Origin of the sequence: Bradyrhizobium sp. ERR14, from assembly GCF_014198235.1 — a bacterium.
GTDB lineage: Bacteria > Pseudomonadota > Alphaproteobacteria > Rhizobiales > Xanthobacteraceae > Bradyrhizobium.
The window spans coordinates 1-12,865 of the sequence record NZ_JACIHD010000046.1; the positions used below are offsets into that span (position 1 = coordinate 1).

The 12,865-nt window shown below is 61.0% G+C and carries 6 protein-coding genes and 4 pseudogenes; 1 reads left to right on the plus strand and 9 read right to left on the minus strand.

The features are described 5' to 3' along the window. Window positions 1-960: 960 nt before the first annotated feature. From GGD62_RS40055 to GGD62_RS40090, 8 genes and pseudogenes are all read right to left on the minus strand, one after another. A complete protein-coding gene (locus GGD62_RS40055) occupies window positions 961-2,523 on the minus strand; it encodes a protease pro-enzyme activation domain-containing protein (RefSeq protein WP_104465956.1) in 1,563 nt (520 codons plus the stop codon). 5 nt (window positions 2,524-2,528) lie between these two features. After that, a complete protein-coding gene (locus tag GGD62_RS40060; RefSeq protein WP_246800547.1) occupies window positions 2,529-3,725 on the minus strand; it encodes a hypothetical protein in 1,197 nt (398 codons plus the stop codon). 397 nt (window positions 3,726-4,122) lie between these two features. After that, a complete protein-coding gene (locus GGD62_RS40065) occupies window positions 4,123-4,404 on the minus strand; it encodes a hypothetical protein (protein WP_104465957.1) in 282 nt (93 codons plus the stop codon). 636 nt (window positions 4,405-5,040) lie between these two features. Beyond that, window positions 5,041-5,766 (minus strand): fibronectin type III domain-containing protein, encoded by a 726-nt coding sequence (locus GGD62_RS40070; protein ID WP_183714719.1) that lies wholly within the window; start codon window positions 5,764-5,766, stop codon window positions 5,041-5,043. A gap of 106 nt (window positions 5,767-5,872) precedes the next feature. Further along, entirely contained in the window at window positions 5,873-6,685 is an 813-nt protein-coding gene (locus GGD62_RS40075) for a hypothetical protein (RefSeq protein ID WP_183714722.1), read from the minus strand. A gap of 750 nt (window positions 6,686-7,435) precedes the next feature. Next, a pseudogene (locus GGD62_RS40080) lies at window positions 7,436-7,780 on the minus strand (hypothetical protein). Beyond that, window positions 7,780-8,868, minus strand: a pseudogene (locus tag GGD62_RS40085) (IS5 family transposase). Before GGD62_RS40085 ends, GGD62_RS40080 begins: the two co-directional pseudogenes overlap by 1 nt. A 358-nt stretch (window positions 8,869-9,226) precedes the next feature. After that, a pseudogene (locus GGD62_RS40090) lies at window positions 9,227-9,939 on the minus strand (transposase). Between the two features lie 1,759 nt (window positions 9,940-11,698). Here GGD62_RS40090 and GGD62_RS40095 point away from each other — a divergent pair. After that, a complete protein-coding gene (locus tag GGD62_RS40095) occupies window positions 11,699-11,839 on the plus strand; it encodes a hypothetical protein (protein ID WP_246800549.1) in 141 nt (46 codons plus the stop codon). Window positions 11,840-11,878: 39 nt separating this feature from the next. On the opposite strand, the pseudogene GGD62_RS40100 reads toward GGD62_RS40095, so the two are convergent. Further along, window positions 11,879-12,754 (minus strand): annotated as a pseudogene (locus GGD62_RS40100) (IS3-like element ISBj3 family transposase); the annotation flags it as partial. Window positions 12,755-12,865: the final 111 nt, after the last annotated feature.

Sequence of the window (12,865 nt, forward strand, 5' to 3'; positions counted from 1 at the left end):
GTTCTAGTTTCAGAACTAGGCGCAGACATAGAAGCTCACATCGGCTCACAGACTCCGCAGCCGATAGCCGATCGCTCATCCACTCCGCCAGATGGCGTCTCTTTGCCGCTTACCCTGATCCGACCCGTCGACCAGATCGAGTGCATGCCCGCAGGAAAGCGGGACCGCTCCTGTCAGCTGCACAAGTTCGGCTATACTTGAGCTGGCTCAAGCGTCCGCTGGACAGCTATGCATTGCCGTCCTGACCGAAGACGATGGCGACTAGGACATACGCAACTTCTTGGATGCGATCGACCGTGCGCGCGCAGTTCACGAAGCGGGCCACCCGTGTCCCATTGGGCTCGGTGCAGATGTTCGAGATCGACCTGAAGAGCCGCCGCGGCGGGTTATGATTCATTAGCCCCTACTGGAGTTAAACAAGTCGTTGGTGTTCTTTTTTCTTTTTTGTAATGCCGTTTGGAGCGTTTGCGACGATGCAACCCTCGCTAGGCTAGGAGCCGCTCGCTTAAGTTGCAACGTTAGTTTCGAACGATCACTTGCAGTTCGACGAACAGGAGAATATACGCGAGGTTTATGTTTAGCCCTTTCTGTTTCACTCACGAACATGACGGAAAGAATTATTGAGATTTCAGTGCTCACGCGCTTGCGCTGCTCGCGCGAGTCCTGCTCGCAAACGAAAATTGGCGGCGGCGTACGATTATGTGACGCCCGCCCCACAAAACGATACGCCCCCTGAAGCGCAGCTCAAAGTGGCGTCAGGAGCTGAGACGGCTCAAGAAGGATCACCTGAAAATAGAACGGTTTTGCGGAAAGGTGCGCAAGTCCGCCGATTCCGAGCCGGCGCCCGGTCCGCTGTGACGGCAAACTAGGTGGCCGCCGCATGGTCGGGCACCTTGCCACTAATGAGGCCGCGCGCCGTTACAATCTTGCCAAGGTAGTGCGCGCCGGCGATCCTCGCGCTCATGCAATGGTGGTCAGGGCCGTTACGATGGCACCGCCGTCGGGCGAACCGAGACCGGTGCAGGCGTTCCAGCCGGGGCCGGCATTGTAACCAAGGCCCGTTGTATCCTTGTTGTCCCCGGTGACGATCGGACGCAGCAGGTTCGGCAACTGGTACAGACGATCGTTTACAAAGCCGAGCGATTGGCCGCGTCGTGCATTTATCAGCGCAATGAACGCACCCCAGAGCGGAGCGACCGCGCTTGTCCCACTTGCGACGAAGTCCACGCCATTGAGGAAGATGCGGTACCCATTCGTCGGCGCGGCAGCAGCGGCCACGTCCGGTACCCCGCGTCCGCGTCTGCCGTCATTGAGCGAACCAGGAATCCGGGCCGCGGCTTGAAAAGCGGGCACCTGATATTCCTCGCTGATGCCGCCGCCGGTGCCGTGCACGCCGTCGTCGTTCCACACCGTCTCATTCACGATGCTGCCGCGAGCGCCGTCGAGCGCGATGCGCGTTCCGCCGCAACCCAGCACGTAGGGACTCGATGCAGGATAGTTGACGTAGACCCTGCCGTCCTGCATGCGCTCAGAGGCCAGATCGTCACCCGCCGTCGCAAGCACGGTGATCCCAAGCCGGATAGCGTCCTGCAGCACTGGGTCGAGGCCGAGCCGCGACTCTGCCGGCCAGAGCGTTTCGGGCTCGCCCCAGGTGATGATGACGACGTTCGGGCGCTCGGGGCCGTGCACCGCCCGGCTGACGCCGGCGACCAGCCCGGGCTCGCTGAGTTCGGTGAAATACACGACAATCCGCGCCTCGGGTGCGACGCCGACGACCACCTGAATATCAAGGGTCACTTCCGCATCCGCACGAGGATTCGACCCCGGCCTGTTGCGACCGCTCCCGACATTGACGTCGACGATCTGCGGCGGCGCGATCTGCATGGCTTGACAGGCCTTGACGATGTCGTCGGGCCGATAACCGCCGGCGGGCTCGATAATCGCAATACACTGGCCTTGCCCGCGACCGCCGCGATCGAGACCGTAAAGACGGGCCATCTCGGAGGGAAGCAGGCCGATTCCGTTCCCCGCGTTGGCATTCTCCCGAAGCCGGCTGAGCCGCGGTTTCCTGGTATCGAGGCCAAGAACTGCATGGACGATCGGCTTGAGCTGCGTCGGTATGCGCGGTTCGTAACACGGGTAGTAGCGCCACACTCCGTCGTCCCGGACCCATGCCAGCCGCGTGCCGAACGCGCGTTCGGCAGCGGCGGCGCTGGCCCTGAGCCTGACGCGGCGGCCGAGGAAGTCGACCGCGATAACGGTCATGCCCCGCCGCTCGGCAAACCGGCGGATACGCTCGACCGAGCGCCTGAGGATGCGCCGGCGCTCAGCCCTCAACTCGCTCAGGGTGACGCGTCGCGTCAGTTCGGACAGGTCGACCGCGCTTCCCGGCCGCCGACGCACCGGCAGACGATGCCGCAAATAGAGCGTCAGGCTCAGCGGCGCGTCCGGCGACAGATAGTCGACATCACCGGACGCCGGCCGCTTCGGCGGGCGTTTGCGCCGATTCGCTGCTAGCGCCACGACTATCAGGGACCGATCGCCCCGCGCGGAATGGACCAGATGAAGTCGGTCTGCAACGCGAGCAGCGACTGGTTGGGCTGACCGGGATTGTTCCAGAACCACTCGGGCAGCGGCGCACCGTTCGGGCTGCAAAGCCGATCCTGGCCGCCGGGACACGCTGCCGGATTCGGCGGTGAGAGGAAGCCCGCGCTGGTCGTTCCGCGGCCGTTCGCATTGACCGCAGCACGGGAATGACATGTCATGCATGAGGACGTATCGTCAAAGCCTGCCTCGGTCACTGAATTGCCGAGATGGACCGGAAGCCCGGTCGCGGTCACGAAATCGGTCTGGCTACCTTTGAGGCAATAATTCTCCCACAGCGCTGGAAGACCGTTGCCGGCGAACAGCTTCTTGAGCGCTGGCGTCTTGACGCACGGATCATATTTCGTGCCGGGTGCTTCGTGCGGACGGACATCCGGCACGACCGCGCCGAATCTGTCGTGACAGCCGATGAAGTCGCAGCGTCCGATATTGTCCTTGTGCTCGAACGTGGCCCAGGTCCAGTTCGGGACCTGCTTTGAGATGATGTGCATGGAAATGAGCGCGTAGCGCTTGTTATCGGAAGCCGTATTGATGTGATATTCGGAGGGACTGAGATCGTTCGCCAACACCCAGTTTGCCTTCACTTCCACCGATTCGATCGGAAACGAGATCGACTGTCCGCTGGCAAAGGCCGCCCGCAGCCCAGCCCTTGTCTGCAGCTTGTTACAGGCGATGAAATCAAACGTCGCCCTGTTGCGCCGCGTCTCTTCGACGGCTTCGACTCCAGGCCGCGCCGGCAAAACGTGAGGCTGCAGCCCCGGCTGCCGCGGTGCGAGCGCGATCAGCGCCGGCACGTTCAAAATCTTCGGACTTGCGACCGGGCTCGCCGGCGGCTGCTGCGGTAGCGCTGTGGTCAGCGTCGCGACCTGCGCCGGCGCGCAGTTGGGCGGCGCAGAGGAGCCCGGGAACTTCGGATTCGGCTGAAACGTATCCTCGTTCGAGGCCCAGGTCTCGAATACAACATTGTTGTTCACGCCAGGCACCGATTTGTTGACCGTCGTGAACAATTCCCACGACACCTTATCGGGATTGTTCAGTGCGGGATCGGGATCAGGAGCCTGGGCGCGCGCAGCGACCCCGAGCACAAATGTGACCAGAAGAAATGATGGGATCCGCTTCATCATTGCCTCCTTATCGTGGTCAAAGCTGTCGGCGGCGACTCCAGCCTTGCCGTTCAAGACATAGTTTCCCCTGGTATCCACCGAAGACAAAAATGGCTCATCCGTCACCCGTGGGCAAACACATTGATTGGTGAGCCCCACGCTTGCCTTGCACAGTATCGCCCAGAAAGACCTGCGCGGCACCTACGAAAACTGGTTGGCATCCATTCGCCCCTGCGGGATGGCGGCCTACAGCGGACTTCGAATGTATCAGGCAGGTCTTCGCGACAATTGAATTCCTCATGCAAGCTGCAAAGCCTCGTTAGCAGGAGACAACCTTGGCCAGGGGCTTCAGATCAATCGCAGCGCGCCAGCGGATGATGCGCACGACATTGCGGCGCTGACGACATGGACGTCACTAGGCGCCCCGATGGCGTATCCCCGAACACAAACGCGGAGCCATGCTTGCCATCGAGATGGCCTTCTCAGCTCTGACGCTATTGCTACCGCTGGCCAAAAACTCGTTCAGCAAGTGCTGTTTGATTGTCGCGGCCTCTCGCTCTCCCTGTGAGGCAAGCCAAAGAATGCGCTCCGCGATCTCCAGCGCAGAGCGGTGCTCCTGCCCGATGAACGTGGAGCTAGCAAGTACTTCATCAAGGACGTTGCGGAGCATCTTCACCGTAGCAGTGTCGTAGCCCATGCGCGAATACCCATCCCGACAAATCAATGAGCAGAAAACATTGCACGTCATCCCGACCAGCAGCGGCAATTTATCGGACCAAACTACGTAGCACGCTTTGATTGCAGGTTTATGACCGCTGTTTACGCAGACGGACATCAATCACATGATGTGGTTCTGCGAGTTCCAAGTACGGCGACGTCAAGACAAATGCTGATCGGATTTTTCGCAGACTGAAGGCGCAGGGCGGGCCGGTGATGCCGCCGCCTCTCTGCGAAAGGCGGGATGGCCCCTGGTCGACGCAGAAGATTGCACTGCTCGAGAGCCGGATCGACGGCGGCTATCAGCCTTGAGCTGGGCCCGGTCCGCCGATTTTTCCGAGGAGCTTTCATGCCGAAGCGAGGTCGATCTTTTGTTTCGTCACCTGTCATGTTTATGCGGCTCATTGGTGCGATCGCTCAATAGCCTCCAGTCGGGTTTCTTCGATGTACCGCCAGGCTTGGATTATCCCGCGAACAAACAGACACTTGAGCAATATCGGACATGGGTAAACGCCCCCGCGCAGCGCATCCACATCTGGAAGATGAGATTGCCAGGATTGGCAAGGCGCCGCTGCGAACCGGCCTCGCGTCGCAGGCGGTAGAGACCAAGAGTCTTCTATTTGGTCACCGGGCAAGTCCCCGGATGGTTGCAGCGTGGAGGCGTCGATCGCGTGGTCGCGCTAGCCTCCTCGGACGCAGGTCCTTCTGCTCCTTTGAGAACGGCCGAGACGCGCCAGCGATATGTTGTTTGCGGCCTAAGATCGGAATCGCCGAAGCTGGCTCCTGCAACCTCGCCGATCCTCTGAAATGTGTCATCAGGGCCTGCACGCAGCACGCGGTAAGTCGTTGCTCCTGCCAGCGGCGACCAGACCAGATCAACGCTAGTATCCGAAGCATCAATCACCGTGAGCCCCTGAGGTGCTGATGTCAATTGCCGTGTCGCGCTGACGGGCGTCGCGCCATCCGTCGCGAGCGCGTCGAGCATGGCCTTGACCGCATTGATCTGCGCCCCAGACTTGGTCACGTAGCTGCTGGTGTGATTGACGTAGCTCCACCAGTCCCAGCAGGCCTGCGGATTGGTGGGCCGATATAAGCTGGTCCTGGTCTGCGGATAGAGAATGATCAAACGGTTCGTATCCGCCCAGGCATTGTAGCCGGTATCATTGACGAACTTGAGCCCGATCTCGCGGGCATTCTGGCGACATCCGTGCAGCGCCACGTGGACACGGCGGAGAGCGCCTTGCTCGCAGTCCTGAGGCACGAAGAGATAGCCGGTATCGCTCAGGCTCAACGCGGCGGGTGCCTGCGGCGTGGTATAGAGTGACTGATCGAAGCTCTTCACGACGCCCGCGAGCTGCCCGCGATTAGGTGGATTGAGGCGGCCATAAATATGCTGCAGGATGATTCCGGCCTGATCGTAGCCGCATTGGTCAATATACGGTTCCTTGTTAGCACTGCAGCTTCAGTCCGGTGTCGCCCTGCTTGGCCACCACGAAGGAGTGCCCGGCGCCGAGGGCGGTCTGATAGAAGAGATTGCCTCGATTGGCGTCACCTAGATAGCGACGGTAGAAGTCGGCAGCCGCATCGGTGACGGCCCTATCGACGACCGCGTCGTTGTAGCCGTGAAAGAGATAGATCTTCTGCCCGGCAAGGTTACTATCCGGATCGATCTTGCCTGCTGACGCGTTCGCATCAGCCTTCGTCGTGAACGCCGTGATGTTCAGGCCCGATGCAGGCCCCTTCATGCACGGCCCCGTCGCACGCCACATCTTGGCCTCAGCGCACCAATAGGGACCGCCAGCGACCCCCCCCACTCCCTTGACGATCGAGGACCAGGCTGTGCCGAACTGGACTGCCATGAAGGCGCCTGATGAAATGCCGGAGATCGCACTCTCGCCGATCGGCGCGTGATAGCTGCGCAATGCCAAGGGCTCGGCAGAGAGCGGCGACATTCCAACGACCGCGGCACAAATGGCGCCGATAGCGTGTTGCCGCAAGATGGCCAAGCCCTTGAAAAACGTGCTAATCGAACCGACGGGCAGTCTCCGGTGTTCATGTGAAAACGCGCCATCGGAACAAGAAATCACTCGCCAGTTCGGAAAAGGATTCTGCAGATTACCATAGTCGGCCGTCTGCCTGCCGTCCCGCGGCAGCGCCGACGTAACGATCGTGTCGGGCTGGTTCGGCTCCGAGGCAACAGGCGTGATGAGCGCCCCCTTGAGCATCCGTCCGCTTTGATCGATCAGTTTCTCGCAGGCCATGTCTGATCTCCTTCATCTGGTCAGACGTTCCCGGACGCCGCCAGGAAAGCGGGGGATAGGTGCTGGAAGGAAATTCATGACAGGCGATCAATGCGCACGAGGAATTCGCGTGCTGAAGCGACGATACCGAAGCTGGTTTCCAGGGTTTCGCCAGCCGAAAACCACTAGCTCGATTATGATACGAGTAGAATCCCAGCTGATGGCCGGCCCCTGCCCCAATGAACTGCTAGGCGTTTGGACGTGGTGGCATTCTACGCAGCCGAAACCCAGGTCGACGTCAGCGGTCGCTTCGCTTGGCACTTCTTATCAACAGTTCCCTAATGCAAGATGTTCGATGCTTCTAACCAACCCTAGTTTTGATTCATTGAACGTTCCACCCGCCAAAACTTGTAGGGTTTCAGCGTGCCTGCGTGCTTGGTGTGGATTCAAGTCGTTGGACGAAATCCCGTCAAAATTGGACATCGGTATGCTGGCCAACTGCACAGTTATTCATAAGACCGTCGTCCGATTGCGGGATTTGCAAGCGACCTTCACGCACGCTTTTCAGAATCCAATCCTTGATGCGAGGCTCTACGAGCCGCTTCGCTCCGGCCGAGAGCACTTTGGAGAAGATGATAGGCTTGGGTCGTGGGTGAGGGCGAATATTCAGCTTCCAATGAGCTTGTCCGTGAGATTGAAGCCAAGCGCGAAAAAATAAAGGCGGAAACCATAGCCGCCGAGCAGCGGTGACCTAGCAGGCTGTTGAAGAACTCAACCGCGTTCGCAAACGAAGGCTGAATCGTCGCCATTGTGGATGCAGAAGTGGCCGACGAGCCTGCCCGCAGTGCCGATCATAGCCCATCCGCGACCGCACGACGGATCATTCTCGTCGTGCCCTTCCCATGAGAACTCGGCGCAGGCCGATCCGTCGCGGCTGCCCTAGCGCACGTCCAGGAAGCCCTTGAGAGCCCCGAAGGCGATTTCGCCATCGGACTTGCCCTGGAAGGTGAGATGCGCCTCTTCGACAAGATCGAGGAAGTCGCTGTCCCAGACGTCCATCTCGACGATGCGCCAGCGGCCGACAAAGGCCTTGGCGAAGCCGGGCACCTTGGCCATCAGCCGGTCTCCGCGATCAACTTGGGCAGCCGCACCAGATTGTAGGCGGTGGCAGCGAAGGTAAAGGCCCATGCAACGCGATCACGGCCACGGAAGCTGGTCTTCTCTTGGCGGGCGACCGTCTTGATCCAGCCGAATGCCTCCTCGATCCGCTTGCGGATGCGCTGACTGACGGCATAGCCGCCTTGCCGGGTCGTTCGCCCGTCAATCGCAGAGCTACGGCCGCTCGTGTTCTGCGCCACATGCGGCGTCACGTTCATCGAGCGCAGTTCGTTGACGAAGTCTTCGGCATCGTAGGCTTTGTCGGCTCCAAGCGTGATCGCTGTCGGTCGGTCGGCACGAGGCTCGATCATGTGCAGCGCGGCCACCCGTTCGGCATGCCCGTCGGCCTGCGTCAAGCAGGCGTCGACGAGCAGGCCGTGGCGGTTCTCCATCAGCCCGTGCCCGATGAAGCACAGCTTCGTCTCCTTGCCTTTACCCTTGCGGTAGAGCCTGGCATCGGGATCGGTGGTCGAAGCATGGGTGTCGTTGGAGCGTTTCTGGCGATGGAAGTCCGCTTCGGCATTGCGCCCGCCGCCTGGCGCTGGCGGCTCGCCGGAGCCGTCCTTGGGCTTGACGCTCTTCATTGAGGCCCAAGCCTCGATCAGCGTGCCATCGACTGAGAAGTGATCGCTCAACAGAAGCCTCTTCACCTTGGGCTGCGCCAGCACCCGGCCAGGAACTTGGCCGCGATGTCGCCCTCCAGCAGCCGGTCGCGGTTCTTCGAGAACACCGAATGGTCCCAGGCGGCGGCGGCGTCGACGCCGATTCCGACGAACCAGCGGAACAGCAGGTCGTATTCCAGCCGCTCCATCAGAAGCCGCTCGGAGCGGATCGAATAAGTGCAGCAACATTGCCCGCAGCAGCTTCTCCGGCGGGATCGACGGCCGCCCAATCGGCGAATAGAGCGCGGCAAACTCCCGCTCCAGCGCCGCCAGCGCCTCGTTCACAAGTGTCCGGATCGCTCGCAGCGGATGATCACGCCGCACCCGCGCCTCCAGATCAACGTAGCTAAACAGCTCGCCCGTTCGATTGTCGCCGCCGCGCACGCACCATCTCCGAATCCCGTCGGAGCCAATGAATCACGGTCGCAGGTCGGCGGCGAGCGCCTTTTTTCAACAGCCTGCTCTTATGTTTGCTGTCAAGGGACTCGATCAAGCGGAGCCGCTTCCGGCTGAGCGCCCGGACGCTGGACTTCGAAGGTGCCCACGGTAGGAGGCTGGGCCAAAGACGACGGTTGATCAAGCTCTCATGCGCGGGTTGGGTACCGCATGACCGTGGTTTCGTCTTGGGGCTGCCTCGGTCTAGAGGGCGAGCGTCGGCAATGCCGGCTCATAACAGGCCACGAGGATTCCCCACCGCGCCCTGCCTCCTGCCCTGGGCACCGATATGGTCGAGCAGCGCTCTTCAGGCGGCCGGCCCGAGTTGTACTTGACGAGTGATCGCCCACAGGAAGCCGACCATCTCACGTGCAATGGCGGTGGTGACGATCACCTTGGGTTTGCCGGCCGCCGACAAGCGGCGATAGCGAGCGCATAGCCTGACCTGGGCCTTCCAGGCGATATCGCGGATAACTTGAGGCAGGCGCTCGTTACGGTCATGGAGCTTGCGACTGACGCGGGCTTGCATGCGATAGGTCCATGCCCCCTCAATCAGAGCCCGCCTGGCCAGAGCATTGCCAGCCTTGGTGATGTTGCCGCGTCGGATGGTTGCGCCGCTCGAATACTCCGACGGCACGAGGCCGAGAAAGGCCATCAACTGGCGAGGATTGTCAAAGCGAGAGAAGTCGCCAACCTCGGCAACCACCGTCACGGCAACGGCCGGTCGGTTTTTACCCGATCGCCGGCTTTCATCGGGATCAGCGAGGGAGCCACCACGATGCAGTTGTGTCCCAATCCCGTCAGTTGTCTATACAGGCCATATCCGCAGGGTCCGGCTTCGTAACAAAAACTTACCTGCCGGTCACCCTCGCCAAGCTTCTTCGCCAGCTTGGCTATTTGATCGGCGCGATTAGGGATGATCCCCAAGTTACGAACTTCCCCGCTGCGCATCGCTTCGGCCACTGCAACCGAAATCGTCGCCTTGTGCACATCCAGCCCCACGAAAATGCTATCGTTCATCAGGCCCGCTCCCCATGCTTGAGGCTCGGCGCCGGACCATCCGGCGCAACCCTCGATAGGAGCTTGCCGTGGGGCGGGCCGCCCGTCACCTCAGAAGGCAAACATAGGGTCTAGACGTGGCGGCCAGTTACGGGACAGCGGCGGCCGATCTTGAACGTCAGATTGTCCACACCCCCGACGCGCAGTAGCTCAATCGCGTTCCGCGGGCCCAAGGGATTGATAATTTTCGAGGCGCTTCCGGCGCCGCTTCAGGTCGAGGTCAGAGGTTCAATCCGATGATAAATCGGATGGCAAAGAAGGAGCCGGCGGCGACAATAGCCGTCGCACTAAGCGCGAACACAACCCTCCAAGTCTCATCCAATCGGCACCTCGCATAAAACGACTCCCGTGGCGGCCCCAGCATCGGGCCGGGGGGCATGATGATGCTGGGGCCTCCGGACAGGCTCTTGCCTCGTGCGACTGAGGCCGTCACCGGAAAGACAAGCATGTCGTCTAACCGCCGTTCCTCCGGTTTGCCGAGTATTCCCGATTGTGTCTCCAAATTCACACAGGTCCCCCGAGAAAGAGAAAGGCCGCAAGCACCGCTCTGGTGCGACCCCTGCGGCTTGTGCCGCGACGTTCCGCACGATCGACGCGGCATCCTTTCGCGTAACACAAAGGCCCGCCAGCTTGGACCGGCGGGCCCTCCTTGGTTGAAACTATTTAGCGCCCGCCCGACCTGCGATCAGCGGCGCGCTCTCCGCAACGAGATCCGTCTGAAGCGCGATCAGACGCATGGTCACATGGACCAGCGACGGCGCTTGCAATCGGAGCAACAAAAGAAAGCGTAAGAGCAACGAGCAAAATACGTGTCATTTCCGAATCTCCCTGTGATTGAACGGAAGGACGGTACTCGCTCTTGAACAGTCGTGGACGGTAACTCCCCACCACGCCGATCTTTTTCACAGAAATGAACCCGCCGGCTGCGGGGCCGACGGGCTTCTATGCTGCGATGTGGCTGAGCGTCTAGGCGCAGACTTCAGCCAGCGGCTGCCTCGGCGTTTCATTGGTCACGCTCCGCCAGGATGCGGTAGACCTCAGCCGTCACGATCGCCTTTTGCTCGATCGTGAGCTGGGCATACTTCGCCACGATCGCCACGGGTCTCGGTAGAGCCAGCCGCCCGCCCGCGGCGCTCGTCGACCATCCTCTTGAGGCCTTCAGGCAGCCATCGAGCATCCAGTCGTAGCTGATGCGGTGTCGGTCGCATCGTCTCTGCGGAAGGCTGAGGGACGGCGGTAAGCTTGGAAACCCGGACCTGGAATACCCGCCCTATTCCTGGAAGTAACCAGGGTCCCGCCGTCTATAGCGGCGGAGCGAGCATGACGCCCAGTGCGGCGATCGCTCGAAGCGGGGTCCATGGTGCGATTTCGCGCCGGCAAGATCGCGCGAACATCCTATACCGACCGCGTTTTATCCCGGCCTGGTAATAGGTCCGCCAATGCTCTTGTTCATCCTTGCTTCGATGGGGTTGTGGGTCGCGCGCGGCTTTACCACGCAGAGGCTCGAATCCCGCTGATTTGCTGAAAAATCCATCCCCTTTCGGGGCGCCTGGGCGCGCGTGCCGCCCGGCCCGTACTTTTACCGAGTCGGCGAAGGTCTTATTGATCGCGCCCGCTGGCTGAGCTTGGATCGAGGCTTTAGGGCCTACCCAAAATGAGGGTCAAATCGATCGTAGCCAGAATTCTCAGACAGGAACTGGCTTCGCTCGGAATCCGATCGTTGACCGCCGAAGAGGCGGAGACGATCGCCGCTCGTATCTTTGAAAGGATCACTGATCTCAACCTGGAGATTGCCGCGCGACACATCGCTTCTGCCAGTCGCGTGGACAAGGTGACGAGAGAGCTGGCCCCGGTTGTCTGAACAGCAATTCCGCGTCGATAAGTGGAGTTTCTGCCAGAGTTAGGCTGCCGCGCGGAACGGCAGCGGGCTGAAGTAAGCTTGATCGGGGGTGCCGCCGTCAAGGCTCGAGTGGGGACGCCGGCCATTGTAAAAGGCGAGGTATCGGCCGATCGAGGCGCGGGCGTCGGACACGGTGTCGTAGGCGCGCAGATAGACCTCTTCGTATTTGATGCTGCGCCACAGACGCTCGACGAACACGTTGTCGCGCCAGGCGCCCCGACCGTCCATGCTGATGGCGATGCCATGACTGGCGAGCATGCCGGTGAACGCGGCGCCCGTGAACTGCGAGCCTTGGTCGGTATTGAAGATGTCCGGCTTGCCATGGCGAGCGAGAGCGTCCTCCAGCGTCTCGACGCAGAATGCGGCTTCCATAGTGATCGAGACGCGCCACGACAGCACCCGGCGGCTGAACCAGTCCAGCACCACCGCGAGATAGACGAAGCCGCGCGCCATCGGGATGTAGGTGATGTCCATCGCCCAGACCTGGTTCGGGCGTGTGATCTCCATCCCGCGCAGCAGATACGGATAGATCTTGTGCCCGGGTTCGGGCTTGGTGGTACGCGGCCGGCGATAGAGCGCCTCTATCCCCATCCGCCGCATCAGCGTTTTGACATGCCGGCGGCCGATCTTGCACCCCTCGGCAGCCAGCAGGTCTCGCAACATTCGCGAACCGGCGAAAGGAAACTCCAGGTGCAGCCGGTCAAGCCGCTGCATGATCGCGAGGTCGGCGGGCGACACCGGACGTGGTAGATAATAGATACTGCCACGGCTGATCTTCAAAACTTCCGCCTGTTTGGTGATCGGCAGGTCGTGCTCACGGTCGATCATCGCTTTGCGCTCAGCAGGCCGGCTTTGCTGAGCGCGCCTTCTAAAAAACTGAGCGGGCGCTGCGCGCCCCCTGTGGGATATAAACGGGTAATCGCTAGACTGCGGCCGGAAGGGAGCGGCCGATACGATTTTGGTGGCACGTGACCCCGTCAAAAAACA

Coding starts and splice junctions, on each gene's coding strand:
- GGD62_RS40060 (WP_246800547.1), bottom strand. CDS start 3,725: ATGAAGCGGATCCCATCATTTCTTCTGGTCACATTTGTGCTCGGGGTC.
- GGD62_RS40065 (WP_104465957.1), bottom strand. CDS start 4,404: ATGGGCTACGACACTGCTACGGTGAAGATGCTCCGCAACGTCCTTGAT.
- GGD62_RS40075 (WP_183714722.1), bottom strand. CDS start 6,685: ATGGCCTGCGAGAAACTGATCGATCAAAGCGGACGGATGCTCAAGGGG.